Origin of the sequence: Streptomyces sp. NPDC002838 (genome assembly GCF_040295365.1) — a bacterium.
Classification (GTDB): Bacteria; Actinomycetota; Actinomycetes; order Streptomycetales; family Streptomycetaceae; genus Streptomyces.
The window spans coordinates 32,934-55,226 of sequence record NZ_JBEOVF010000010.1 but is presented as its reverse complement, the minus strand read 5'-3'; the positions used below and the strand labels follow the sequence as shown (position 1 = coordinate 55,226).

Below are 22,293 nucleotides of genomic sequence, written 5' to 3'. Positions count from 1 at the left end.
CGCATACGGGCGGCGCCCCCTTCCCGGGCCGCCGCCCGTCAGTGGCGGGCGGTCACCGTGCCCTCCACCGCGAACAGCTGCTCCTCCACATGATCGAGGGCCAGTCGCAGCGCACCCGTCGCGACGGCCGCCTCGCCCAGGAGCGACAGGGCCACCTTCGGGGGCCGCAGACAGTAGCGCGCCAACTCCCGCCGCAGCGGGTCCAGTACGCCGTCCAGGCCGGCCGCCCAGCCGCCGATGACGACCAGTTCCGGGTCGAGGGCCAGCACGAGCGCCGCCACGTCGTGCACCAGCCGCTGGATGAAGCGGTCGACGGCCGCGCGGGCCTGCTGCTCGCCCTCGCGGGCCTGCGCGAAGACCTTGGCCACCGCGTGCTCGTCCAGCGGGTGCAGGGGCTCGTCCGTGGTGGACAGCAGCGTCTCCGGCGTCGCCTCCCGGCCCAGCAGATGCAGGGCGCCGATCTCCCCGGCCGCCCCGCCGTACCCCCGGTGCAGCCGCCCGCCGATCAGCGAACCGGCTCCCGGGCTCAGCCCCGCCAGCACGAACACGACGTCGTCGGACTCGGTCGCGGCGCCCTTCCAGTGCTCGGCGACCGCCGCGGCGTTGGCGTCGTTCTCGACCAGGACCGGGCACTTGAAGGAGCGGCTCAGCCGATCGCCCAGCCGCAGCCCCGTCCATTCCGGCAGGGCGGTGCCCAGCCGTACCGTGCCGTCCGCCTCCACGATCCCCGGCGTGGCGACCCCCACGGCCCGCAGGGAGCCCCGCGCGACACCGGCCCGCCGCAGCAGCTCGGCCACCGCGGTGCGCAGCCGCTCCAGGCGCTCGTCCGCCGACGCCGTCTCGCCGACGTCCTTGGCCTGCGCGCCGATCACCCGGCCGTCCAGGTCGGCGAGGAGTACGGCGACGCGGTGCGCCCCGATCTCCACGCCCAGCAGATGACCGGCCTCGGCCCGGAACCGGAACCGGCGCGCGGGCCGCCCCTGCCGCCGCACCACGCTCTCGTCGGCCGCCTTCTCGACGACGTACCCCGCCTCGATGAGGCCTTCGACGACGCCCTCGACGGTCGGCCGGGACAGTCCGGTCACCCTGGTGATCTCGGTCAGCGTCGCGCAGTCCGTGGCCCGCAGCGCGTGCAGCACCACCGCGGAGTTGATCCTTCGCAGCAGCGAGGGATCCCCGCCGGTCAGCCGCCCCAACGTCCGTCCTCCCAGCTCGTGCGCGTGTTGGGCGGATCGTACTCGGCGCGGCGGACCCCGGCGAGTGCCGGAACCGACAGGCCACCGACCGTCGCCGCGCCGGAACCGGTCAGCCGGGCGCCACGAACCCCGACTCGTACGCCGTGATCACGGCCTGCGTACGGTCCCGCGCCCCCAGCTTCGCCAGCACGGCGCTGACATGCGACTTGACCGTCTCCGTCCCGACGATCAGCCGGGCGGCGATCTCCGCGTTCGACAGCCCCCGGGCCATCAGCCGCAGCACCTCGGCCTCCCGCTCGGTCAGCCGGGCCCGCTCCAGCACCTCCCGCGCCGCGCGGTTGCCGCCGCCGTCGCCGTACTCGGCGGCCAGCTGCCGCACCGAGGCCGGGAACAGCAGCGACTCGCCCTCGGCGACCAGCCGTACCGCGTGCACGATCTCGGCGGGCCGGGCCCGCTTCAGCAGAAACCCGTCGGCGCCGGCCCGCAGCGCCTCGTACACGTACTCGTCGTTCTCGAACGTCGTCACCACGAGGATCTTCGGCGGCTCGTCGACCGTCCGCAGCACCGCGCGCGTGGCCTCGATGCCGTCCAGCAGGGGCATCCGTACGTCCATGGCGACCACGTCCGGCCGCAGCTGCCGCACCAGCGGAATCACCGCCGCTCCGTCGGCCGCCTCCCCGACGACCTCGATGTCGGACTGCGCCTCCAGCACGGCCCGCAGACCGGCGCGGACCAGGGGTTCGTCATCGACGAGGAGAACGGTGACCGGCATCCGGCCAGCCTAGATCAGCGCAACGGCAGTTCTACATGCACCTGCCAGTCCCCCGCGTCCGGTCCGGTCCGCGCGCGGCCGCCGAGCAGGGCCGCACGCTCGCGTATGCCGCGCAGACCGCTGCCCCGCCCGGGCCCCGGTACCTCGGCGGCGAGCGGATTGCGCACCTCCAGGCCGAGGGCGCGGTCCGCGACCTTCACGCGCACCTGGACGGGGACCGCTCCCGCATGCCGCAGCACATTGGTCAGCGACTCCTGGAGGATGCGGTAGCCCTCGCGGGAGACCGGGCCGGGCACGGTGTCCAACGGCCCGGTCAGTTCGGCGTCGACCTTCGCTCCGGCGGCACGGGCGGACTCCAGCAGCCGGTCGGCGTCCGTGAGCGTCGGTCTGCTGCTCACGGGCTTCTCCGACTCCCGCAGCACGCCGAGCACGCGCTCCAGGTCCTCCAGGGCGGCCCGGCCGGTCTCCTCGATGACGTCCAGGGCCCGGTCGGTGAACGCGGGATCGCCGGCCGCCCGCGCGGCGCCGGCCTGCACGACGGCGACGGTCAGGGCATGGCCGATGGAGTCGTGCAGTTCGCGGGCGATGCGCGTGCGTTCCAGTAGCTGGTCGGTGCGCTCCTCCAGGGCGGCGAGGCGCTCGGCGGGGGAGGGGCCCAGGAGACGGTGGGCCAGGAGGGTCATCAGGTGGCCGGAGGCGACCACCACGGCGGCCAGCGCGATCAGGGGGAGCGGAGTGAGCAGCGTGTACCACCAGTGATGGCCTGGAACCTGGATGAATGTGGCCGGGTCCGGGCTGTCCCCCTGAGCTGTGCGCACCAAATCGTCGGTGAGCATGGGGAGGTGGACCGTGAGAAAGGAGACAGTGCCGCCCAGGGCCAGCCGGGTCACCAACCAGAGCGTGGTTCGCCCGCGGTCGCCCCAGGTGGCGGACGGCGCGGTGACGATCTCCGCACTGCGGCTGTCGTGCCGCTGGCCGAGGAGCAACAGCCTGGCCTGTAACCCTTCGACCGTCCGCATCGCGGGCACGAGTCCCGCGAACGCGAGCAGCACGACAGCCGTGGACCATGCCCACAACGGGTCGAAGATGTACCACCACATGGCCGGCCACACGACGGCCATGAAGAGGTGCAGCCATCGTGTGTACGTCACCGCCCGACCGAACGGGCGCAACAAGCGGACCATTCCGTCATCGTGCCAGCCACCACTGACAACAGACCTCCCCCGCACGGGGGAGACGATCTCCACCACCGGGGGAGGCCCAAGGCCCCCACCGGCCGCGAGGCTTGCCGGCATGACCAGCATCGACGTCCAAGCCCTCACCAAGGAGTACGGCACCCGGCGAGCCGTGGACCACCTCACCTTCCGCGTCCTCCCCGGCCGCGTCACCGGCTTCCTGGGCCCCAACGGCGCAGGAAAATCCACCACCATGCGGCTCGTGCTCGGCCTCGACCTGCCGACCTCGGGCTCCGCCACGATCGGCGGCCGTGCCTACGCCACGCTCCGCGAACCCCTGCGGCAGGTCGGCGCCCTGCTCGACGCGCAGGCGGCCCACGGCTCCCGCACCGGCCGCGACCACCTGCGCACCCTGGCGGTGAGCAACCGCATCCCGGTCAACCGGGTCGACGAGGTGCTGGAGGAGACGGGGCTCGCGTCGGTCGCGCGCCGTCGGGTGAAGACGTACTCCCTGGGCATGCGCCAGCGCCTCGGCGTCGCCGCCGCCCTGCTCGGCGACCCCGAGGTGGTCATGCTGGACGAGCCCTCGAACGGGCTCGACCCCGAAGGCATCATCTGGATCCGCGAGTTGTTGCGCCGGCTCGCGGGGGAGGGGCGTACGGTCCTGGTCTCCAGCCACCTCATGAACGAGACCGCGTCCTTCGCCGACCACCTCGTGGTCCTCGGCAAGGGGCGCCTGCTGGCGGACACGCCGATGCGGGAGTTCATCCACGCGCGTGTGCAGCCGAGCGTACGGATCCGTACGACGGACCCCACCGCGCTCAAGAGCGTCCTGGCCCGGCACGGCCACGACGCCGAGGAGCACGCCGACGGGTACTGGACCGTGCGCCGCGCGCGCGTGGAGGACATCGGCCGTCTCGCGTCCGCCGCGGGCGTGCCGATCCTCGAACCGGCCGCCCAGGAAGCCACGTTGGAGCAGGCGTACCTCGATCTGACCGCCTCGGAGACCGAGTTCACCGCCCAGCCGTCCATGACGCCCGCAGGAGGCCTGACATGACGTTCGCACCCGTGCTCCACTCCGAGTGGCTGAAGATCCGCACGCTGCGCTCGCTGTGCGGGGCGCTGTTCGCGCTGTTCGCCGCGACCACGGCGTTCTCCGCCATCGCGGGCGTCTCCGAGACGTCCGACCCCGAGTTCGACCCGCTGTACATGGCACTGTCCGGTGCCGTTCCGGGCCAGATCGCCGCCGTCTCCTTCGGCGCCATGGCCGTGTCGTCGGAGTTCCACGGGGGTGGACTCCGGCTGTCACTCGCCGCTGTGCCGCAGCGCGGACGGTGGTTCGCGGCCAAGCTGGCGGCCATCGCCGTACCCGCCCTGGTCGTCGGCCTGGTGACCTCTTTGGCCGCCCTTTTCGTTGCCCGGGCGGGACTCGGTGAGGCGGCGAGCGGGCTCAGCGCGGGCGAGCAGGCGCGCGGTGTCGTGGGCTGCGGGATCTACCTCACCCTGATGGCGTTGCTCGCGGCCGGCCTCGCGGCACTGCTGCGCAGCGGTGTGGCCACGCTGTCCATCCTGATCCCGTTTCTCCTGGTCGTCTCGTTCGTGGTCGGGGACGTGGCCGGCGGTGTCACCGACTTCCTGCCCGACAGGGCGGGCCAGGTGGTTCTGTACGAGACGCACGACGGCACGCTCGGGCCGTGGGCGGGGCTCGCGGTGACAGCGCTGTGGACGGCGGCGGCCCTCGCGGCGGGGGCGTGGAGCGTGCGTCGCCGGGACGCCTGAGCGTGATGCCGGGGGCCGGCTGACACCGCGCCAATTGTCAGTGCGGGCGGGTTTACTGGATCTCATGAACATCGCGCGGCACATCGCCCTCATCGACGAGCTGTGCTTCCGGCCTTTCTCCACGGAGCACGGCCCGTCCCACGTCGCCGAGTTAGAGGGCAGCCACGGGGTGCGGGGCGGTGACCCCGCGGAGCGTGCGGCGACGGTGAACCAGTACGAGAAGTACCGGGACGCCATCTACGAACGCCTGGCACCACGCTGGGGGCACACGGACCCCTGGAACCTGCAGCCCGTCCTCCTGCGTACCGAGCGAGAGGAGATACCCGAGCCGTGGGCCTCGCTCAGCGCACGCGCGCGCATGGCCTACCTGTGGGAGGCGGAGGGAACCGGCCGCTGGGTCGCCGTGGCCGTCGCCGACAGGGACGAGACGGACGAAGTCCAACTCCTGGCCGTCGTCACGCAGACGGACCCGGTGTGACCCGTCAGGCCTCCGCCGCCACCCGCAACCGCGCGAACTCCTCCGCCATCGTCTGAGCCGTCCAGTGGGCGTTGAGCCCGCTCGGATTGGGCAGCACCCACACGGGCGTGTCCCCGATCGTCCGCTCCTGCGGCCCTACTCGGGCCTTGCGGTCGTCGAAGGCGGCCCGGTAGGCGGTGACGCCCACCACGGCCAGCCAGCGCGGCCGCAGCCGCGCCACCTTCACGGCGAGCAGCCGCCCGCCCTCCCGGTACTCCTCCGCGCTCAGCTCGTCGGCCCGCGCGCTGGCCCGTGCCACGACGTTGGTGATACCGAGCCCGTACGAGAGCAACTCCTGCTGCTCCGACGGCTTCATCAGCCTCGGCGTGAACCCGGACAGATGCAGCACGGGCCAGAACCGGTTGCCGGGACGGGCGAAGTGATGGCCCGTCGCGGCCGTCATCAAACCGGGGTTGATACCGCAGAACAGCACGCGGAGGCCGTCCGCCACCACGTCCGGCACGAGACGGTCGCGGGCGGCCTCCAACTCCTGCGGGGTGAAGCGGGTCAGAGGATCGCTCCGGGGGTGTAGCCCGCGGCCTCGGGGTGCTGCTTCACGATCTCCTCGATGCGGCCGATGACCGAGGCGACCTGGTCGGCGGCGGCACCCGTGAAGGACAGCTTGTCGGCCATCAGCGCGTCCAGCTGGGCGCGGTCCAGCGGGATGCGCTCGTCGCCGGCCAGCTTGTCGAGGAGTTCGTTGCGCTCGGCGCCCTGCTCGCGCATCGCGAGCGCGGAGGCGACGGCGTTCTCCTTGATCGCCTCGTGCGCCAGCTCACGCCCGACGCCCGCGCGGACCGCGCCCATCAGCACCTTGGTGGTGGCGAGGAACGGCAGGTACCGGTCCAGCTCCCGGGCGACGACCGCCGGGAACGCGCCGAACTCGTCGAGCACCGTCAGGAACGTCTCCAGCAGTCCGTCCAGGGCGAAGAACGCATCGGGAAGTGCCACCCGGCGCACCACCGAGCAGGACACGTCGCCCTCGTTCCACTGGTCACCGGCCAGCTCGCCGGTCATCGACGCGTAGCCGCGCAGGATGACCATCAGACCGTTGACCCGCTCGCAGGAGCGGGTGTTCATCTTGTGCGGCATCGCGGAGGAGCCGACCTGGCCCGGCTTGAAGCCCTCGGTCACCAGCTCGTGGCCCGCCATCAGCCGGATCGTCTTCGCCAGCGACGACGGTGCCGCCGCCAGCTGCACCAGCGCGGTCACGACCTCGTAGTCCAGCGAGCGCGGGTAGACCTGGCCGACAGAGGTGAACGCCTGGGAGAACCCCAGGTGCCGCGCGATCCGGCCCTCCAGGTCGGCCAGCTTGCCGGCGTCCCCGCCGAGCAGGTCCAGCATGTCCTGCGCGGTGCCGACCGGGCCCTTGATGCCGCGCAGCGGGTAGCGGTCGAGGAGCTGCTCGACCCTTCCGTACGCCACGAGCAACTCGTCGGCCGCGGTCGCGAAGCGCTTGCCGAGGGTGGTGGCCTGGGCGGCGACGTTGTGGGAGCGGCCGGCCATGACCAGCTCGCCGTACTCACCCGCGAGCTTCCCGAGCCGCGCCAGCACGGCCACCGTACGGTCGCGCGTCAGCTCCAGCGAGAGCCGGATCTGCAGCTGCTCGACGTTCTCCGTCAGGTCGCGGGACGTCATGCCCTTGTGCACGTGCTCGTGCCCGGCGAGGTCGTTGAACTCCTCGATCCGCGCCTTCACGTCGTGCCGCGTGACCTTCTCGCGCTCGGCGATGGAGACCAGGTCGACCTGGTCGAGGACACGCTCGTAGTCGGAGATCGCCGCGTCCGGCACCTCGATCCCGAGGTCCTTCTGGGCCCGCAGCACGGCGAGCCAGAGCTGCCGCTCCAGCTTCACCTTCTGCTCGGGCGACCAGAGCGTGGCGAGCTCGGCGGAGGCGTAGCGTCCGGCGAGGACGTTCGGGATGCGGGGCTTGGCGGGAGCGGAAGTCACGTGTACGGAGTTTACCCGGCGTCCATGGGGGGTCCGCACCGTCCATGGAATCCAGAGAGCGCAGGTCAGATGTGTTCCGACCTGCGCTCTTCGATGGGTCTGTGAGATGCGTGTGAGACGGCCACCAGACCCGTCAGGACTCGGCGGCCTCCTCGGCCTCGCCGGCCAGCACGATCCGACGGACCTGCTGGCGGGTGTAGCCGGTGGCTTCACAGATGTCCTTCTGCGCCACGCCGTCCGTGTCGGCCTGCCTGATCGCAACCGCGAGTTCCTGCCGCAGGATCTCGGCTCGCTGCTCGGCATCCCTGAAGCGCTGCGCCATCTGAGCCAGTGATCGCTTATCCATGGCACATAGTGTTCCATCCAGAGTCATGGAACCTGATGTTACGCAGATTGGTCACATTGTCTAGCGTCAGAGCGCTTGACGATGGAACACGATGTTCCCTATAGTGGAGGTGTTGGCAGGGAAACCAGCCGACAACGTAAGCGGCCCTCGGGCGGTGTTGGAGCACCGACCAAGGGCCTGACGGAATCCACCTGACTCAACCAGGAGACCCGCTATGGCTCATGCTGCCACCCGCCGCGAGCACCGCACCAATCGCCGTGCCCTTCGTGCCACCCTCCGCCGCCGCGCCGCCGGCACCCGCCTCACCGCCAGCTGCCACCGCCGCCCCCGCTCCCTCGCCACCGTGGCCGTCGCCGCCGGCGTCGCCAAGGACACCGCGACCGGCATCGCCAACGGCCTCCGCACGGTCGCCAAGCGGATCGGCCTCACCCCCGCCGCCACCGCCACGACCCGCCGCACCGTCGCCGGAGGCCGCGCCCGCCGCACCCGCGCCGTGGCCCGCTGGACCCTCGCACAGGTCGCCCGCCTGGTCGCCGCGTACAAGCCGCGCAAGCCGGAGTACAAGGCCGCCGCCGCCCGCATCGCCGCCTTCACCCTGGCGGGGGTGACGGTCTGATGAGCACCGCCACCAACCCGTTCGGCCTCATGGCCACGCCCGCGCTGGACCTGGCCCCGACCGGCCACCTGCCGTACGTCGTCGACCAAGCCCGCCCCCACCCCGACACCAAGACGGTCACCGTCCTGATCGGCCGCGCCGAGCTCGACGATGGCAAGGGCCTGTGCGCCATCTGGTGGCCCGTCACTGGAGTCGAGTACGACGTCGAGGCCGCGTACGACCCGGCCCGGATCTCCCTCGCGGACGCCGAGACCCGGCTCCGGGCACAGCTCGCCGAGCGCGGCATGCAGGTGACCGAGTTCCGTAACGAGGACGCCCCGCTCACCGCCGCACAGCGCGGCCCCGCGTGGATCGCCCAGTACGGGTGCAACCCGCAGTGCCAGCTCGACCACGCCGGCCCCGACGGCGAACCTGGCTGGCACTCCACCGCCCCGATCGAAACGCAGATGCGGGACATCGACTCCGACCCCGACCCGGACGGCCCCGAACTGCCGTTCCTCGGCGCGCAGGTCTACGTCAGCGGCTACCGGCCGCAGGCGTACGGCCGCACCACGAAGGTGTGGGTCCACAACGGGCCGCGCACGGGCGAGCTGACCCCGGCCAAGGCCCGGCAGGTCGCGCGTGAGATGCGCGAGTTCGCCGCCCGCCTGGACGTGCTCTGCGACCAGGCCGAGGAGATCGCCGTGGGCGACTTCGAGGGCGACCCCGAGGTGTACCGCCTGGACCGCGAGCACGAGGACGCCCGGATCCGCGCCATCACCAAGGGGCGCGCGTGAGCGCCCGTAAGCCTGAGCAGGCGCCCACCCTCGCGGTGGGCGCCCTGCCCGGGCCCGTACGCGACCTGCTCACCGCGATCCGCGACGCCCTCGACGTCCCCCTCGCCGACCGGCCGGCCGACGACGCCGTACGTGCGGACCTGCTCACCCGCCGCGCGAACGACACCCGCGTCATCCTCGAACTCCTCCTGCGGCACGGCGACATCGACCACCACACGGGCCGCCTGAGGGAGTGGACGGCCGAACACCCGGCCACCTACCCCACGTGGCAGGCCCGCATCGAGCAGGCCGCGGCCGAGGAGCAGCAGCTGCTCGCCGAGCCGGCCGTCGTACGCTGCCCGGCCGCGCACCCCGACGACCCGGACCCGTGCAGCGGGGCTGCGTCCGTCACGGTGACGGACGCAACGGGCGCCGGCGCGGACGGCTGCGAACACCACGGCGCCCGCCTCCTCGCCTCCCTCGACGGAGGCCGCGTCTACGCCCTGCCCAACGCCCCCGAAGGCGCCGCCATCCGCACCTTCAAAGCCGCGCACACCACCCGTCCCTTCGCCTGGATCGACGCCCCGCGCACCCGCCCCGAGCAGCTCAGCCACGCCGAGAACCACCGTGGGGGTGAAGGCCAGTGAGCACCGAGCCCCGCACCGTCACCCTGCCCACCATCGACCACGGCGACGTCACCCTTCCCGAACCGGCCTGGTGTGCCGGACACCCCGACCCGCGCCCCCAGTACCGGACCGACCTCGCCCACTACGGACCCGAGCACCGGCTCACCTTCAACGGCGCGCCCCTGTACAGGCTGATGCTCGTGCAGTCCCCGCTCGCCGAGCGGATGAGCCGCGACCTGTGCGCGTACGTCGAGGAATCCGGCTACACCGGCTCCCTGGACCCGGCCGGCCTGTACGACCTCGCCGCCGCCCTCGATGCCGCAGCCGACCAGATGCGCGCCTTCGCCGACCAGCTGGCCGTAGTACTCGCGGGGGGTGCCGAGTGAAGCGCGGCCCCGTCCGCCGGCCGACCGAGCACGCCGCCATCCGTGCGGCCGCTCGGTCGGCCCGGCCGCTCCCGTCTGTTCCTGCCCTCATGGCCGCGCTGCTCGACGCGAACGAGCGCCGTGACCGCGAGGGAACCACCCTGGCCGCGCACCGCGTCGTGCGCGCCGCCGCCCCGAAGGAGTTGGGCGAATGAACCTGAAGAAGATCCGCGCGCAACGGGCGGAAGACCGCCGCCACCGCCAGCTGATGCACGCCGCGCAGCACGTCATCAGCCGCCGCGCCCTCGACAGCGACATCGCGCAGGCCACGCCCGCCGAGGTTGTCGCCCTCGCCTTCGGCCGCCACGCCCTACGCATCGAGGACACCGAAGCCCTCGACTACCTCAACGCCGTCCTCGCCGAACGCGGCTACCCGCTGCTCACCGCGAACGCGACCGCCTCGGAGACGAGCGAATGAGCACGATCACCCGCAGAGAACTGTCCACCGGACAAGCCATCGTCCTCGGCGTCGCCGCTATCGCGATGCTCGCCGTCGGAGGCTTCGGCGCATGGGGCACCTACACCAACGTCACCGCCGAATTCCACCGCGCGGCCACCGCCGCCGGAGTCGTCGCCGCAGGAGAGGGCCTCACCCTCATCCTCGCCCTCACCATGCTCGGGCTCACGATGCTCGGACAACCAGCCCCGCCCGCCGTCCGCGCCGGACTGTGGCTCGCCCCCGTGTCCGCGTGCTTCACCGGCCTGGCGATCGCCGACGGGCTGACGGAGTCCGCGGTGTACGCCGTGACCCCGCTCGCCATGAGTGGCGCCGCCGAGGGCCTCGGCCTGATCGGCCGCCGGGTCGTCATCTTCCGCACCGGCCGGGACGCCGAGGCTGACCGCCGCAACGCCGCCACCGTGCAGCAGCTCGCGTATCAGCAGGCCCTCGCCGCCGGGCACCCCGACGAGGACGTGCAGCACGATGCGACGCGCAAGGCGTGGAAGCTGGCCGGCCGTGTCGGGGTCGGTGACCCACAGTTGGCGGAGGGCCTGGTCGAGGCTTCCCGTAGGCGGCTGCGGGACGGTGCTGATGCGGCCCTCGTCGGCATGTACGGCGGCACGGTCCCAGTTGCTGCGGACAGGCTGTCCGCAGCAAAGCCGCCCCGGGCGGCCTCCGCCACGGAGGTGCTGCGCGCCCGCTTCGCCGACATGGACCCGGCCGACGCGATCCGCCTCGCAGCTGATGCGCGACCTGATGCGCCCCCCGCCGAACTCGCGCAACTACTCGGCACGTACGGGGTTCCCGTCGACCCCGTCGCGGTCGCCCTCGTCCTCGGCCAGCAGCCCCCGGAGTACACCGTCGAGCGACCTGATGCGGCTGTTGCGCCCCAGCTCAACGCCCTGCCCGCGCTGAACTTGCAGGGCGCCGTCGAGGAAGCCGCAACAGCCCTGGGCGAGGACGCATCGGCCCGCGAGATCGCTGACCATCTGGAGCGGACCCGCCGCCTGGTCGTCCCCGAAAACCACATCCGCACGGCACTGTCGCGGGCCGCGAAGAAGACCGAACCGGAGCCCGACGCAACGCCCCGCAACACCGACATGGAAGGCGGATTCCTGTGATGCGCTGGATCCTGCTGGGGGTCGCCCTCGGCTTGCTGCTGCTCTTCCCGGGCCTGCTCTCCGTGGTCGCCGCGGTGGTCGCCGCGCTGCTGTCAAAGCCGGTCGTCGTCGCGTTCGGCCTCGGCCTCCTGGTCCGCGCCCGCGCACCCCGACTGCGGAGGTGGACGCGATGAGCAACCTCGACCCGTCCAACCTGCCGGAGGCGTACCGCCAGTACGTCGAGCAGGCCGCACACCACCGCCCCCCGAACGTGCTGTACGACGAGCAGGGCAGGCCCGTGCATTTCACTATCGGGCAGCCGCCGCCCCCGGTCGTCGTCCAGGCGCCCGTGCAGCAGGGGCTGTCACCGGAGATGCAGCGGCTGATCATCGTCACGTTCCTGATCCTCGCCGTGGTCGTCGTCTGCACCGCCGCCGTGTGTGCGGTCGTGGTGCTGGTCGGCGGAACGTTGATGGGGATCATCGGCGCCGTCTCGGCGAACCTCCCGATGGTCGGCCTGTCCCTGGTGGGCGTGATCCTCGCCGCCGGGTGGGCCGCTGCCCGTATCCGCCCGGTCGTCCAGCGCAAGGGCCGCTGACCTGCCCTTCCGTCCCCCGCCAGTTGTAGCCGTCTGAGCAACAACTGCGGGGGTGCGGTGGGGCCGGACAGCCCGGCCCACAACCCGAGGGAGAACCCGTGGCCGCCGACGACCTCAAGTTCAGCGACTTCACCACCGTCGAGAAGGCCCGCCTCGCTGTCCTGACCGCCCGCGCCGCGAAGCGCGGCCTCGCCGACGACGGCACCGGCAACGTCGACATCAGCGACCTGACCCGGCGTATCGAGCGCATCGAGAAGGCTGCCCTGCGCCGCAAGCAGAAGAAGTAGCTACACCCCGGGGCGGCCGTCTCCCGGCCAGGACACCGGCCGCCCCGGGCCTCCATACCCCAGCAAGAGGCAGGAAGCCCCCAGCATGACCGAGATCGCCGAACACCCGCTACACGCCCCACCCACCACTGAGCCGACCGAGGCCCTGGCTGCCGACACCGCGCCGTCCGCACCGGTCCCCGTCGACAACCCCAAGCTGCCCGACCCCGGGGTCACCACCGAGAAGCGCCGCCCGATCATCGCCCCGTGGCTGCGCTCCCGCCGCGACCTGCTCGCCACCGTCGAACGCGCCGCAGGCCACGCCTGGTACGCCACCGCCTACCACGGACTCCGTGCCCCCTGGTACGCCACCCAGCTCACCCTCATGGCCCCGCGCGGCACCGCCCGCCTCGTCGCCTCCACCAACCGGTGGGTGTGGGACCGCGAGGCCGCACCCCTGCGGGACCACGCCGTACGGACCGAGGACGTCGAGGAGTACATGCGCCTCGCTCGGCTGCGCGGCGGACGCGTCCGTCTGCGCGGCTTCGTGACCGTCGTAGCCTGCGTGTTCGGCCTCGGTTTCGCCCTGTGGCTGTACGTCATGGCCCCCGCCTTCCTGTGCGTCTTCGCGGCCGGCGGGATCCTGACCCTCGGCTACTTCGGCCAGCAGCCCGACGCCCCCGTCATCGGTCCGGCCGTCATGCGGACCGAGCTGCAAAAGCTCACCGGCACGATCGTGCTACGCGCCCTCGAATCAATCGGCAACCCGCGCATCACCGCCGCCATCAAGAAGGGCGGCGACATGAACGGCATGCGCTTCACCAGCGAGATCACCCGCGACGGGCCCGGCTACCGCGCCGACCTCGACCTCCCCTACGGCGTCGTGCCGGAGGACGTGATGGAAGAGCGCCAGGCCCTCGCCTCCGGCCTGCGCCGCAAACTCGGCTGCGTGTGGCCCTCTGGCGACCCCGAAGAGCACGAGGGACGGCTGATCCTGTGGGTGGGCGACAAGCCCATGAACGAGACGACGAAGCCGCCGTGGCCGCTGCTGAAGGACGGCCAAGTCGACCTGTTCAAACCGGTCGTGTTCGGCAACGACCAGCGCATGCGGGACATCGTCGTCACCCTGATGTTCGCCTCGGTCGTCATCGGCTCCATCCCCCGCATGGGCAAGACGTTCCTCCTGCGGCTGCTGCTGCTCATCGCCGCGCTGGACCCGCGCGCCGCGCTGTACGCGTTCGACTTCAAGGGCACCGGAGACCTCGGCCCCCTCGAACCGGTCTGCCACCGCTACCGCTCCGGCGAGGACGACGAGGATCTCCTGTACGTCCTGCACGCCATGCGGGAGCTGAAGGAGGAACTACGCCGCCGCGCCAAGGTGATTCGCAACCTGCCCAAGTCCCGCTGCCCCGAGTCGAAGGTGACCCCGGCCCTGGCCAGCGACAAGAGCCTCGGCCTGCACCCGATCGTGGTCGGGTTCGATGAGTGCCAAGTCCCGTTCGAGCACGAGAAGTACGGTGCCGAGCTGGAGTCCATCTGCACGGACGTCGCCAAGCGTGGCCCGGCCCTCGGCATCGTCGGCATGTTCGCCACCCAGCGGCCCGACGCCAAGAGCCTGCCGCCCGGCATCAGCGCCAACGCCGTCCTGCGCTTCTGCCTGAAGGTCATGGGCCACACCGCGAACGACATGGTCCTCGGCACCGGCGCCCACAAGGCCGGCATCCGCGCGACGATGTTCTCCCGCTCGGACCGTGGCATCTGCTGGATGTCCGGCGAGGGCGACGACCCGCAGATCGTGGCATCCGCGTTCGTCGACGGGCCCGGCGCCGAGGGCGTCGTCGCCCGCGCCCGGCAGCTGCGCGAGGAGTACGGGAACATCACCGGCCACGCCCTCGGCCAGGGCCCGTCTGCCTCGCGTGGGATGGACGTCCTTGGCGACGTGCTGAAGGTGTTCCGCCCGGATGAGGAGCAGTTGTGGTGCGAGCGGATCGCCGCCCGCCTCGTCGAGTCCTGGCCGGACGTCTACGGCGAGTGGACCACTGCGACGGTCGCCCCGAACCTCAAGCCGTGGGGCGTGGCGACGGCCGACGTGTGGGCGACCGGGGACGACGGCAAGGGCACCACGAAGCGCGGCATCAAGCGGGCCGACGTGGCCGCCGCTGTCACTCGCCGTGACGCGGACCGGGCCGCGGCCTGACGCTTGTACGGCTGCTTGGCCTAGCACCCGGCCCTGCTAGGCCTAGCACCTCCGCTAGCACCAAAACATGCCCCTGACCTGTTACCTAGCGTCTAGCGGCAGGGGCCCCGGGAAACGGGAAACACCCACCTCAGAGAGGAAACCGTCCCTCATGCTTGCTGCTTGTGCCCTGCTGCTCCTGGCGGCCGGATGTTACGCAGTGTTGTGCGCGGTGAAGCCGTTCGCTCCGTGCCGGAGGTGCGCGGGCGCGGGTGAGATCGAGCGGTTCCGGAAGGTACGGACGTGCCCGCGCTGCCGTGGCCGGAAGCTCCGGCTGCGCGTCGGCCGGCGCGCACACAACGCGTGGCGGCGGACCCACGAGGCAGGCACCCGCGCCACAGCTCCGAGGCCTCCGCGGTGACAATCTCGGCCGCACTATCAGCGAACGGCCAACCCCTGGTGGCCGCGCGGGCCATGCTGGGCACCATGTCCGTACACGGGGATCCTTCGCCGAACGCTCACCTGACGTACTCGCCACGGCCGCGCATGTTCCGCGAGCCCTGGCAGCGCTATGCGTGGGCAGTCGTGCCGCTCATCAGCATGTCCGTCTTCGCCTTCCTGCCGTTCGTGGTCGCGTGGCGGCGCGGGGTCGTACCTGCTTGGGCTGCGGCGGTGTACTTCGTGGGGAGTGCGATCGTGTTCGGCTTCGCCGTGGTGCAGCCGAACGTCAACGCCCTGTTTGCCGTGGCCGTGTGGGCACTCATGATCACGGCGGTCATCCATGTCCTGCGGCTCGACCCGAGGAAGCGGCAGGCAAAGTAGAACTGCGTTGCGGTCAGCTCGTGCCAGCAGCGCCGACTGAACGGGGACATGAGCCATGCGCACACGCCAGCCTTCCAACGGGGCGAGCCTGCTCGTCGCCCTGTGGTGGCTGTTCCTCGCCGCCGTGGCCGCCGTGATGTTCCTCGGCGGCATCAACTTCCTGGTCAGCCTCGACGACGAGCCGCGCCCCACGCCGACCGTCACGGTCACTGAGATCTGGCCCGAGCAGCCCGAGGTGCCCACCGGCATCCCGGATGTGGCTGTCGACGACGGTCTGACCGAGATGCCCACGCCCGCCGTCTGTACGGATGCGGACGCCCGCGGTGTGATCCCCCGGGATCGGTGGACGCCGTGCGGCCAGGTCCTCGGGTACTTCGACGATTGGGCAACGCCGCCGCCACCGGCCGTGCCGTGACGGTGCCCACACCCCGCACCCTGTGGCCGCTCAGTGCTCCCATACGTCCGGGCCGCCGCCCCGCCACTCGATCAGACCGGACTCCTCGACGTACGTCTCGTCGGCGCCCTCGACCCCGGCCCGGCGCAGGAACTCGGCGATGTCCCACAGCGCGTACGCCCGGCCGAGTAGCTCCCCGTCGACGCGCACCCGCCGGCCGCCATCCTCGTCGGGCGGGTACACGACCACGGGCATCACGGAAGCCACGCCGCCAGCCTCCCCCAAGATGACCCGCCGGTCAGCCGGCCTTCTGCTTCTCGCGGAGTTCGTGGACGTTGGCGGCGGTCAGAGTCCCGTCCTGTTGCTCGTAGTGGGAGAGGGCGAGGCCGAGGCCGAAGAAGGTGGGTGCCCATTCGCCGATGAAGATGCCCCAGCGGTCGGCGCGGGCGAGGTCTGCTTGGGAGCTGGGCTCGGCTTTCAGGCTGGTGGCCCAGGTGATAACGGTGAGGCCGATGGAGGTGAAGGCGGCCAGGTAGGCGTGTTCGCTGCGGATGCCCATTTCGTGCATTCTCTTGATGATCATTGCGGCTCCGTTCGAAGTGGGGAGTTTCCCGGACGAAGTACCCGAAACCGGTCAGGCTAACCAGCGCTGCGCATGCACTCCCCAGCACGCCCCCGGCGTGCCATGCGAGTGCCACCCCCTACGCAAACTCGCAGGTCACAGCCAGCACACCGCATCCCCTATGCGGTTGGGGCTGTTGCTCAGCGCAGGTTCAACACCATGGCGTCGTAGAACGGCGCCTCGTCCCACGGATGGGACTGCCCGACCCGCCGATACCCCCACGCCGCGTAGGCCGACTGTGCCGGCGCCGCCTCCGGCTCCGGCCGCATCGTAAGCGTCACCCGTTCGACTGCCAGGCCACCGAGGAGCCGCGCGTGCAGCTCGGCCGCGATGCCCCGCCGCCGCCACGGCTTGCGCACCGCCAGCTCGATGATGACGTACGTGCGCTCACCGGTCTCGCGAGTGAAGTCCTCGGGCAGCGGCTCCAGCAGGTTGTTCCACCAGCCCGTATCTGCCGGGAGCCGGTATCCGAAGGTGAATCCGACGACCTCGCCACCCTCGCGGGCGAGGACCAGACGGAACCCGGGACGCTGCGCCTGGACTTGGTAGCGGTCGATGAAGTCGGCCACGTCCCGCGGCCCTTCGCAGTACGGCGGGTCGACGTACACCTCCTCATAGGCGGGAAGGAATGCGTCGAGCTGGGCCGCTGCCTCAGGCCCTTCGTACCGCTCGCACGTCACCTCGGCCATCAATCGTGTCCCTTCTGGTGGGTGTACTCGGTCAGTTCATCGGCCGCCTGGCGGGCGCTGACGGCGTCCACACCTGCGAGCAGTTCGCGGACCTCGGCCAGGCGCCGCGTGACTCGCGCGGACTCCACCTCTTCCAGGTGCTCGAGACTGCCGACTGCCTCGGCCGCGCCCTCGTCGACCTCCCCGGCCTGCACGAGACCCCGAGCCAGAGTGAGCCGGTACAGGGCCCGGTTCCGTCCGTAGGTGCGGTCCTGGTGGGCCAGAGCAGCACGCACAAACGGCACCGCTGCCTTGTGGTGCCCCGCTTCGGTGTAGAGCAGACCCTGTGCGTAGTCCAGCTCCGCGTGCCCGTGGAACGCTGCCCACTCGGGTGTCGGCCGCCCCCGGTCGGAACGATCCACCATGCGCATGGAGTCGGCGAGCCGTTTACGGGCGCCGCTGTGGTCCCGCATAAGGGTCAGAGCGCGGGCCTCGCGGGCAGCGATCAACGATAGAAGGACCGGCGAGCCGAGGCTGACTGCCCGCTGATGCGCAGCGCGGGCGAGGTCGTACCCGTCGCGCGGGCGGCCTTCGTAGCTGGCCTGCATGCTCAGGGAGGCGAGCACCAGTACTTCGAGGCCGTCGTCACGCAGCATGGTGGCAGTGGTCAGTGCCTCGCCCCAGTAGCGGCGAGCGGCGTCTTGGTCGTCCGCGTCGTAGTACAGCCATGCGCAGTGCTCGGCGGTCTCCCCGGCGAGCAACTGGAGTTGACGGCCGATGGTGTCCGGGTATCTGCCGGTGTTGACAACCCTGCGCACCCGCCGCAGGTGTCGCACCGCAAGGGAGCGGACATCTCCCCCGCCGTACGCGTCGTCGAGGGTGTAGAGGGAACGCAGGCCATCACGGAGCTCCACGATGTGTGCGGTACCCACAGCGTCGGAGGCTCCCAGGGCGAGGCCAGCGGCGGCGCCAAAGGAGTCGGCGACAAAGGCGCGGCGATCCACGGACGGTCCTTCTGTGTGGCTCGGTGGCACCTCCACAATGGCACTCGGCTCGGGGCCGCGGAAACCGAGGTCCAGCGGGCTCATGCCGAACATCGCGTGCAGCACTCGCCAGGCGCGGGGGCGGGGGCGCGGCGGATGCGGTTTGCGCCAGCGCCGGAACTGCCGGTCGGTTACCGCGACGTGCTCACCCACCAGGCCGGCGGTTGCCTCAAACGCGCGTAGGAACACTGCTGGTCTGTCCCACCCGCGCGCTGCGCACTCGCGCGCGAACGGCGTCTGTTCGTCGTCCACTTCCTACCCCCAGTGTGACCGCTGCAACTGACCGTAGCCGTTGCGTCGGCCATGGAAAGTCCGCCTGCCGATGAAAAGTCCGCCGTAAGGTCCGCCGCCATGTCCGGCGCCCACCTTGCGGCGGCAGTTGTCTGGGGGTGTCGGAAGCGATGAGAGATCCGGGGTGAACGTCATGCAGAAGACGGGCAGCGACGCGGGAGTCCTGCCGTTGGACGTCGTCGCCATGCGAGCCACCGCGCACCTCGTGCTCGGCCCGGACGACGCACCGGACGCCCTGCCGCCCGCAGGTGAGGAACTGGACACGCTGACCGGCACCCTGCGCGGACACCTTGAGCTGATCGCCCCCGAAGTCGAACGCGCGGCCAAGAGACTCCACAAAGACAGCATCCCCCGCTACTGCGCCCTCGCCTGCGTCGGCGAAGCACGCGGCAAACTCCAAGCCAAACCGAACCCCAGCCCGCACGGCCCGGTCGCCTACGCCCGCAGACTCGCCCGCGTCCTCAACGCCCTATGCGACCACCACGAGAACCTCAGGGAGGGGCGATGACCAGGCCAGAGAAGCTGACCACACAGCACACAAGCAGCACACAGACCACGACCACGACCACGACCACCGCTCACGGCTACTGCTGCTGGCACAACGGGGACGCCGAGGACGTCCGGCTGATCGATGTCCTCGAGACGGTCTCCCGAGGGGGCGCCCCGGCGCTGTTCGCCTGCCCGCCGTGCCGTGACCGGTACCGCCTGGTGCCCCTCGCCGACCGATGAGGCCCGCCATGGACCCCGCCGAGCGGGGCACGACCATGCTCGCCCTGCCGCACACGCCCACCCTGACCGAGGATCAGCGGGAGGGCGGCGCCTGCCCCTGGTGCGGGACACCGCTCACACCAGCGACGAGCATCGACCTCGGCGTGCGGCCCGGCCTCTACGGCATGACGATCCACCCGCACGGCTGCCGCGCCTGTGTGAATGCGGAGGCCCGACGGGTGTACGCGCACCACTGCCGCGCCTGCTCGCGCTGCCATAACAGCGAGTACTGCGACACCCACCAGGTGCTGCGGCGCCTGGCCCTAGAAACACGGCAAGCGGCCTCCGTTTGCCCTTACCCCCAGCGGCCCCGGCGTCCGCAACCCCGAACCCCGAAGGAGTAGAACCGATGGCTGACAAACAGCAGGACCGACAGTGGAGCGACGACCTCCGGGCCGGTCGGGCAGCCGGGTACTGCTGGGTGCGTAACCCGCACAGGAGGGGACGCTGCACGTGGCCGCCAGACCACCAGGGCCGCGACCACAAGGACCACTACGCCAAGACCACCTGGAAGTAGACCCCGTCACCGGCGTGGCACGCCGATCGCACCGGTGACGATCCCCTGCGGCCGGCCTGCGACCTGATCGCGCCGGTAGCGGGAAAGCGGCCGTCTCCGCCCCCCGTCGGAGGCGGCCGCCGCATGTACGCCCGCCCGTCCTCTGCGCCCCCGTCCCTCTGGGACGAGAGGGCGGGCGGGTGCGCCGTAGCTCAGTAGCGGGCAAGCAAGTCCACCAGCCGCGGCCACGCCTCAGCGAGCCCCAGGTGCAGCCGCAGCGCCCACAACTCGGCCTCCGTGCACCACCGGTACGCCACCCCCTCCCCATCTCCCCCGACCGGCATGAACGACTCGGGCACATCCGCCACGACCGTGTAGTACTTCCAGCCGCCATGGTCGTCCACCACGATCACGCGAGGCTTCAACTCCGGGAGCGGCCCCATCTCCTCCACCGCCTCCCGCAACGCCCCGCTGTACGGGTGCTCTTCCCAGTGCAGCGCGCCCCCAGGCAGCCCCCAACTGCCGCCATGCTGCGTGCCAGGCGCCCGCAGCTGCACCAGATACCGCCGCTTGTCGCGCAGCAGCATGCCGGCCGCGTTGAACTGGCCGAAGTGAGTGTGCCCGCGCTCGCAGGCCACTTGGCGGGGCTTCTCGCGCCGCAGCAGACTCGCCATGCGATTCGTCACCGCCGATGTCTGCCCGAACCGGTCAGCGAGATCCTTCATCGGCAGGTGGCGGGGCAACTCCACCATCGGGGTAACGACCCGAGTGATCGTCGCCGACCGAGCACGCCACCCCTCGCCCGCCGGAGCGTCCGGATCGAGTGAGATCTCGCCATCCGGCTGCACCTCGTAGACCGCGCCGTCGGGGTACGCCGCAGCGAAAGCAGCAGCGAAGTCCCAGTACGGGGAGAAGAAGACGAGGTCATCACGCAGAAGCCACGGATGCGTCGCCGCGGTGATCTGCTTCGGGTAGAAGTCCCTCATGGGCCGCGGCGAGCCTGTCACCCGGGAAGGAAGGATCTTGTCACCGGGCTGTAGGCCGGGCGCGCCTCCGTGAAAGAAGGGTCCCCTGGGGATTCCGTATTGCAGCTGGTACATGGTGGCGAACATCGGGGTCAGCCCGCCCTCCTGAGACGAGGGGCGGGCCTCCATACCCGTACTCACTGCCCACCCGACGCGCCTAGACCGGCCAGCAGCACCTCCAGAAGCGGACTCGCGGGCTCCCCCACGGTCGCCGCGAACTCCTCACGAGCACCATCGAGACGATGCGACAGCCGCCACAGCGCCATCCCCACCCCGTCATCCGACGGGCCGCCGTACCCGCCAATGTCCTCGGCGTACGGCGCGCTCACCGCTCGACCGCCCGCGCCAGCAGCTCATCCCGGGCCGTCTTCTCCGCCAGCCCACCCACCTGCTGCCACCGCATCTGCGCGAGCGGATGCCGCGGATCCCGCTCCGCCACCGCCGCCTGCATCACCGCACCCAGCAGCGCCCCCGAATCAGCTGGCCGCCACACCTCGCCACCAAGATGGACAACCCCGCCCGCCGTGCCGCCGAGGTCGTGGCCGTCGTCCGCCGACAGACCCCGCCCCTTCAACTCCGCCGCCACCGCACGCACCGCCACGTCGTACGCGGCCACCTTCACCAACACCTCGGCCGCCGCCCGCTGCGCGGCCACAACCGCCGCCACAGCCTCATCACGGGCCGTCTCCAGCCGCTTCGTGACCGCCTTGCGCTCCTTCTCCGGGAACCCGCCCTCAGCCGCCTGCCGCGCCCGTCCTGCGGCCTGCTCCGCCGCGTACCGGGTCCGGAGCTGACGGAGCCGATCCCGGGCCGTGTGCGCGCCGGCACGAGCGATACGGAGCTCGGTCACCGCGGTCTCACTGCCGGCGCTCGCGTGGAAGTCCTCGGCCTGGTCGAGCTTCAGCTCAGCCACCTCGACAGCGGCCTCAGCATCATCAATCTCTTGTGGAGTAACCACAACACATCTCCCTGTCCGATGATCGCTATTCACGTCACGTCAGACCGAATAGCTACGATCATTCTAGCGCTTTCACCTGCATAAATGGGCTAGAATGCAAGGGCGTTCGATGGTGTGGTCACGGCAAAAGGCCCGGCTCCTGGTCTCCCAGGGCCGGGCCTCCACCATTGTGGGAACTCGACAACCGTTACCCCAAGCGCTGGGCAACCGGTCACCCGTCCCGCTCCCCCTCCTCCAGCGCCCGAGCAATACCCCGCGCCAGCAACTGACGCCGCCGACGCGCGGACGCACCCACAGGAATCGACACCACAACCCGGCCACCCAACGGATTGATCCGCCCCGACGCCTCCACCACAGCCGCCAACACCGCCTCCCCATCGAAAGGCTCCTGCGCCACCAACACCGACAGCCGCTCCACCTCAGCCGCATACGCGGGATCCCGCCTCCACGTCCCCACCGTGCCCCGGGAC

General features: G+C 71.2%; 32 protein-coding genes. 20 read left to right on the top strand and 12 right to left on the bottom strand.

Annotated features, from left to right (window positions below; all coding sequences use genetic code 11):
- Positions 1 to 38: 38 nt before the first annotated feature.
- The 3 genes from ABT063_RS15750 to ABT063_RS15740 all read right to left on the bottom strand — a co-directional run bounded on the left by ABT063_RS15750 (position 39) and on the right by ABT063_RS15740 (position 3,152).
- A complete protein-coding gene (locus ABT063_RS15750; protein ID WP_351057893.1) occupies positions 39 to 1,196 on the bottom strand; it encodes an ROK family protein in 1,158 nt (385 codons plus the stop codon).
- Positions 1,197 to 1,305: 109 nt separating this feature from the next.
- Positions 1,306 to 1,968, bottom strand: a complete 663-nt coding sequence (locus tag ABT063_RS15745) for a response regulator transcription factor (protein WP_351057892.1) — start codon at positions 1,966 to 1,968, stop codon at positions 1,306 to 1,308.
- Positions 1,969 to 1,982: 14 nt separating this feature from the next.
- Positions 1,983 to 3,152 (bottom strand): sensor histidine kinase, encoded by a 1,170-nt coding sequence (locus tag ABT063_RS15740; protein WP_351057890.1) that lies wholly within the window; start codon positions 3,150 to 3,152, stop codon positions 1,983 to 1,985.
- Positions 3,153 to 3,261: 109 nt separating this feature from the next.
- Here ABT063_RS15740 and ABT063_RS15735 point away from each other — a divergent pair, with 109 nt between their 5' ends.
- The 3 genes from ABT063_RS15735 (at position 3,262) to ABT063_RS15725 (ending at position 5,400) form a co-directional block, all read left to right on the top strand.
- Complete coding sequence (locus tag ABT063_RS15735) at positions 3,262 to 4,200, top strand: ABC transporter ATP-binding protein (RefSeq protein ID WP_351057889.1); 939 nt, start codon at positions 3,262 to 3,264, stop codon at positions 4,198 to 4,200.
- A complete protein-coding gene (locus ABT063_RS15730) occupies positions 4,197 to 4,922 on the top strand; it encodes an ABC transporter permease (protein WP_351057888.1) in 726 nt (241 codons plus the stop codon). The genes ABT063_RS15735 and ABT063_RS15730 overlap by 4 nt, the downstream gene beginning before the upstream one ends.
- A gap of 64 nt (positions 4,923 to 4,986) precedes the next feature.
- On the top strand, positions 4,987 to 5,400 hold the full coding sequence (locus ABT063_RS15725; protein ID WP_351057887.1) for a hypothetical protein: 414 nt from the start codon (positions 4,987 to 4,989) through the stop codon (positions 5,398 to 5,400).
- A gap of 4 nt (positions 5,401 to 5,404) precedes the next feature.
- On the opposite strand, the gene mug is transcribed toward ABT063_RS15725, so the two are convergent.
- The 3 genes from mug to ABT063_RS15710 form a co-directional block, all read right to left on the bottom strand.
- On the bottom strand, positions 5,405 to 5,950 hold the full coding sequence (mug, locus tag ABT063_RS15720) for a G/U mismatch-specific DNA glycosylase (protein ID WP_351058057.1): 546 nt from the start codon (positions 5,948 to 5,950) through the stop codon (positions 5,405 to 5,407).
- Entirely contained in the window at positions 5,947 to 7,389 is a 1,443-nt protein-coding gene (gene purB / locus ABT063_RS15715; RefSeq protein ID WP_351057886.1) for an adenylosuccinate lyase, read from the bottom strand. Before purB ends, mug begins: the two co-directional genes overlap by 4 nt.
- A gap of 133 nt (positions 7,390 to 7,522) precedes the next feature.
- Positions 7,523 to 7,735 carry a hypothetical protein gene (locus ABT063_RS15710; RefSeq protein WP_351057885.1) on the bottom strand — a complete coding sequence of 71 codons (213 nt, stop codon included), beginning with the start codon at positions 7,733 to 7,735 and terminating at the stop codon, positions 7,523 to 7,525.
- A gap of 214 nt (positions 7,736 to 7,949) precedes the next feature.
- Here ABT063_RS15710 and ABT063_RS15705 point away from each other — a divergent pair, with 214 nt between their 5' ends.
- From ABT063_RS15705 to ABT063_RS15645, 13 genes are all read left to right on the top strand, one after another.
- On the top strand, positions 7,950 to 8,351 hold the full coding sequence (locus ABT063_RS15705) for a hypothetical protein (protein ID WP_351057884.1): 402 nt from the start codon (positions 7,950 to 7,952) through the stop codon (positions 8,349 to 8,351).
- Positions 8,351 to 9,127: a DUF6907 domain-containing protein gene (locus ABT063_RS15700; protein WP_351057883.1), complete on the top strand. Its 777-nt coding sequence runs from the start codon at positions 8,351 to 8,353 to the stop codon at positions 9,125 to 9,127. The genes ABT063_RS15705 and ABT063_RS15700 overlap by 1 nt, the downstream gene beginning before the upstream one ends.
- The gene (locus ABT063_RS15695; RefSeq protein ID WP_351057881.1) at positions 9,124 to 9,753 is read left to right on the top strand and encodes a hypothetical protein; all 630 of its coding nucleotides are present in this window, start codon (positions 9,124 to 9,126) and stop codon (positions 9,751 to 9,753) included. The genes ABT063_RS15700 and ABT063_RS15695 overlap by 4 nt, the downstream gene beginning before the upstream one ends.
- Positions 9,750 to 10,118, top strand: a complete 369-nt coding sequence (locus tag ABT063_RS15690; protein WP_351057880.1) for a DUF6907 domain-containing protein — start codon at positions 9,750 to 9,752, stop codon at positions 10,116 to 10,118. The genes ABT063_RS15695 and ABT063_RS15690 overlap by 4 nt, the downstream gene beginning before the upstream one ends.
- Positions 10,115 to 10,312, top strand: coding sequence for a hypothetical protein (locus ABT063_RS15685; protein ID WP_351057879.1), 198 nt, complete (start codon positions 10,115 to 10,117; stop codon positions 10,310 to 10,312). Before ABT063_RS15690 ends, ABT063_RS15685 begins: the two co-directional genes overlap by 4 nt.
- On the top strand, positions 10,309 to 10,575 hold the full coding sequence (locus tag ABT063_RS15680; protein ID WP_351057878.1) for a hypothetical protein: 267 nt from the start codon (positions 10,309 to 10,311) through the stop codon (positions 10,573 to 10,575). The genes ABT063_RS15685 and ABT063_RS15680 overlap by 4 nt, the downstream gene beginning before the upstream one ends.
- Complete coding sequence (locus ABT063_RS15675; RefSeq protein ID WP_351057876.1) at positions 10,572 to 11,717, top strand: hypothetical protein; 1,146 nt, start codon at positions 10,572 to 10,574, stop codon at positions 11,715 to 11,717. The genes ABT063_RS15680 and ABT063_RS15675 overlap by 4 nt, the downstream gene beginning before the upstream one ends.
- A complete protein-coding gene (locus ABT063_RS15670) occupies positions 11,717 to 11,890 on the top strand; it encodes a hypothetical protein (RefSeq protein WP_351057874.1) in 174 nt (57 codons plus the stop codon). Before ABT063_RS15675 ends, ABT063_RS15670 begins: the two co-directional genes overlap by 1 nt.
- Positions 11,887 to 12,294, top strand: a complete 408-nt coding sequence (locus ABT063_RS15665) for a hypothetical protein (protein ID WP_351057873.1) — start codon at positions 11,887 to 11,889, stop codon at positions 12,292 to 12,294. The genes ABT063_RS15670 and ABT063_RS15665 overlap by 4 nt, the downstream gene beginning before the upstream one ends.
- A 98-nt stretch (positions 12,295 to 12,392) precedes the next feature.
- The gene (locus tag ABT063_RS15660) at positions 12,393 to 12,581 is read left to right on the top strand and encodes a DUF6257 family protein (RefSeq protein WP_351057872.1); all 189 of its coding nucleotides are present in this window, start codon (positions 12,393 to 12,395) and stop codon (positions 12,579 to 12,581) included.
- Positions 12,582 to 12,666: 85 nt separating this feature from the next.
- Positions 12,667 to 14,757, top strand: a complete 2,091-nt coding sequence (locus ABT063_RS15655; protein ID WP_351057870.1) for a cell division protein FtsK — start codon at positions 12,667 to 12,669, stop codon at positions 14,755 to 14,757.
- Positions 14,758 to 15,222: 465 nt separating this feature from the next.
- Complete coding sequence (locus tag ABT063_RS15650) at positions 15,223 to 15,558, top strand: hypothetical protein (protein WP_351057869.1); 336 nt, start codon at positions 15,223 to 15,225, stop codon at positions 15,556 to 15,558.
- Between the two features lie 55 nt (positions 15,559 to 15,613).
- Positions 15,614 to 15,973 (top strand): hypothetical protein, encoded by a 360-nt coding sequence (locus ABT063_RS15645; protein WP_351057868.1) that lies wholly within the window; start codon positions 15,614 to 15,616, stop codon positions 15,971 to 15,973.
- A 30-nt stretch (positions 15,974 to 16,003) separates the two neighbouring features.
- On the opposite strand, the gene ABT063_RS15640 is transcribed toward ABT063_RS15645, so the two are convergent.
- The 4 genes from ABT063_RS15640 to ABT063_RS15625 all read right to left on the bottom strand — a co-directional run bounded on the left by ABT063_RS15640 (position 16,004) and on the right by ABT063_RS15625 (position 18,474).
- Positions 16,004 to 16,219 (bottom strand): hypothetical protein, encoded by a 216-nt coding sequence (locus ABT063_RS15640; protein ID WP_351057867.1) that lies wholly within the window; start codon positions 16,217 to 16,219, stop codon positions 16,004 to 16,006.
- A gap of 31 nt (positions 16,220 to 16,250) precedes the next feature.
- Positions 16,251 to 16,535 carry a hypothetical protein gene (locus tag ABT063_RS15635; RefSeq protein WP_351057865.1) on the bottom strand — a complete coding sequence of 95 codons (285 nt, stop codon included), beginning with the start codon at positions 16,533 to 16,535 and terminating at the stop codon, positions 16,251 to 16,253.
- Positions 16,536 to 16,714: 179 nt separating this feature from the next.
- Positions 16,715 to 17,263: a GNAT family N-acetyltransferase gene (locus ABT063_RS15630; RefSeq protein WP_351057864.1), complete on the bottom strand. Its 549-nt coding sequence runs from the start codon at positions 17,261 to 17,263 to the stop codon at positions 16,715 to 16,717.
- The gene (locus ABT063_RS15625) at positions 17,263 to 18,474 is read right to left on the bottom strand and encodes an NsdA family TPR-like regulatory protein (RefSeq protein WP_502990818.1); all 1,212 of its coding nucleotides are present in this window, start codon (positions 18,472 to 18,474) and stop codon (positions 17,263 to 17,265) included. The genes ABT063_RS15630 and ABT063_RS15625 overlap by 1 nt, the downstream gene beginning before the upstream one ends.
- 235 nt (positions 18,475 to 18,709) lie before the next feature.
- On the opposite strand from ABT063_RS15625, the gene ABT063_RS15620 reads away from it, so the two are divergent.
- Genes ABT063_RS15620 through ABT063_RS15605 form a run of 4 tightly spaced genes read left to right on the top strand, consistent with a single transcriptional unit; the run spans position 18,710 to position 19,861 of the window.
- The gene (locus tag ABT063_RS15620; RefSeq protein ID WP_351058056.1) at positions 18,710 to 19,084 is read left to right on the top strand and encodes a DUF6415 family natural product biosynthesis protein; all 375 of its coding nucleotides are present in this window, start codon (positions 18,710 to 18,712) and stop codon (positions 19,082 to 19,084) included.
- Positions 19,081 to 19,305 carry a hypothetical protein gene (locus ABT063_RS15615; RefSeq protein WP_351057862.1) on the top strand — a complete coding sequence of 75 codons (225 nt, stop codon included), beginning with the start codon at positions 19,081 to 19,083 and terminating at the stop codon, positions 19,303 to 19,305. Before ABT063_RS15620 ends, ABT063_RS15615 begins: the two co-directional genes overlap by 4 nt.
- A gap of 8 nt (positions 19,306 to 19,313) precedes the next feature.
- Complete coding sequence (locus ABT063_RS15610) at positions 19,314 to 19,688, top strand: hypothetical protein (RefSeq protein ID WP_351057861.1); 375 nt, start codon at positions 19,314 to 19,316, stop codon at positions 19,686 to 19,688.
- Between the two features lie 5 nt (positions 19,689 to 19,693).
- A complete protein-coding gene (locus tag ABT063_RS15605; RefSeq protein WP_351057859.1) occupies positions 19,694 to 19,861 on the top strand; it encodes a hypothetical protein in 168 nt (55 codons plus the stop codon).
- A gap of 191 nt (positions 19,862 to 20,052) precedes the next feature.
- Here the strand turns inward: ABT063_RS15605 and ABT063_RS15600 are convergent, their stop codons facing one another.
- Together ABT063_RS15600 and ABT063_RS15595 are read right to left on the bottom strand one after the other, a co-directional pair.
- Positions 20,053 to 20,826, bottom strand: coding sequence for an NUDIX domain-containing protein (locus tag ABT063_RS15600; protein WP_351057858.1), 774 nt, complete (start codon positions 20,824 to 20,826; stop codon positions 20,053 to 20,055).
- A gap of 364 nt (positions 20,827 to 21,190) precedes the next feature.
- Entirely contained in the window at positions 21,191 to 21,778 is a 588-nt protein-coding gene (locus ABT063_RS15595) for a hypothetical protein (RefSeq protein ID WP_351057857.1), read from the bottom strand.
- Between the last annotated feature and the right edge of the window lie 515 nt (positions 21,779 to 22,293).

Coding starts and splice junctions, on each gene's coding strand:
- ABT063_RS15745 (WP_351057892.1), bottom strand. CDS start 1,968: ATGCCGGTCACCGTTCTCCTCGTCGATGACGAACCCCTGGTCCGCGCC.
- ABT063_RS15740 (WP_351057890.1), bottom strand. CDS start 3,152: ATGGTCCGCTTGTTGCGCCCGTTCGGTCGGGCGGTGACGTACACACGA.
- ABT063_RS15735 (WP_351057889.1), top strand. CDS start 3,262: ATGACCAGCATCGACGTCCAAGCCCTCACCAAGGAGTACGGCACCCGG.
- ABT063_RS15730 (WP_351057888.1), top strand. CDS start 4,197: ATGACGTTCGCACCCGTGCTCCACTCCGAGTGGCTGAAGATCCGCACG.
- ABT063_RS15725 (WP_351057887.1), top strand. CDS start 4,987: ATGAACATCGCGCGGCACATCGCCCTCATCGACGAGCTGTGCTTCCGG.
- ABT063_RS15710 (WP_351057885.1), bottom strand. CDS start 7,735: ATGGATAAGCGATCACTGGCTCAGATGGCGCAGCGCTTCAGGGATGCC.
- ABT063_RS15705 (WP_351057884.1), top strand. CDS start 7,950: ATGGCTCATGCTGCCACCCGCCGCGAGCACCGCACCAATCGCCGTGCC.
- ABT063_RS15700 (WP_351057883.1), top strand. CDS start 8,351: ATGAGCACCGCCACCAACCCGTTCGGCCTCATGGCCACGCCCGCGCTG.
- ABT063_RS15680 (WP_351057878.1), top strand. CDS start 10,309: ATGAACCTGAAGAAGATCCGCGCGCAACGGGCGGAAGACCGCCGCCAC.
- ABT063_RS15675 (WP_351057876.1), top strand. CDS start 10,572: ATGAGCACGATCACCCGCAGAGAACTGTCCACCGGACAAGCCATCGTC.
- ABT063_RS15670 (WP_351057874.1), top strand. CDS start 11,717: ATGCGCTGGATCCTGCTGGGGGTCGCCCTCGGCTTGCTGCTGCTCTTC.
- ABT063_RS15665 (WP_351057873.1), top strand. CDS start 11,887: ATGAGCAACCTCGACCCGTCCAACCTGCCGGAGGCGTACCGCCAGTAC.
- ABT063_RS15655 (WP_351057870.1), top strand. CDS start 12,667: ATGACCGAGATCGCCGAACACCCGCTACACGCCCCACCCACCACTGAG.
- ABT063_RS15650 (WP_351057869.1), top strand. CDS start 15,223: ATGTCCGTACACGGGGATCCTTCGCCGAACGCTCACCTGACGTACTCG.
- ABT063_RS15645 (WP_351057868.1), top strand. CDS start 15,614: ATGCGCACACGCCAGCCTTCCAACGGGGCGAGCCTGCTCGTCGCCCTG.
- ABT063_RS15635 (WP_351057865.1), bottom strand. CDS start 16,535: ATGATCATCAAGAGAATGCACGAAATGGGCATCCGCAGCGAACACGCC.
- ABT063_RS15630 (WP_351057864.1), bottom strand. CDS start 17,263: ATGGCCGAGGTGACGTGCGAGCGGTACGAAGGGCCTGAGGCAGCGGCC.
- ABT063_RS15620 (WP_351058056.1), top strand. CDS start 18,710: ATGCAGAAGACGGGCAGCGACGCGGGAGTCCTGCCGTTGGACGTCGTC.
- ABT063_RS15615 (WP_351057862.1), top strand. CDS start 19,081: ATGACCAGGCCAGAGAAGCTGACCACACAGCACACAAGCAGCACACAG.
- ABT063_RS15610 (WP_351057861.1), top strand. CDS start 19,314: ATGGACCCCGCCGAGCGGGGCACGACCATGCTCGCCCTGCCGCACACG.
- ABT063_RS15605 (WP_351057859.1), top strand. CDS start 19,694: ATGGCTGACAAACAGCAGGACCGACAGTGGAGCGACGACCTCCGGGCC.
- ABT063_RS15600 (WP_351057858.1), bottom strand. CDS start 20,826: ATGAGGGACTTCTACCCGAAGCAGATCACCGCGGCGACGCATCCGTGG.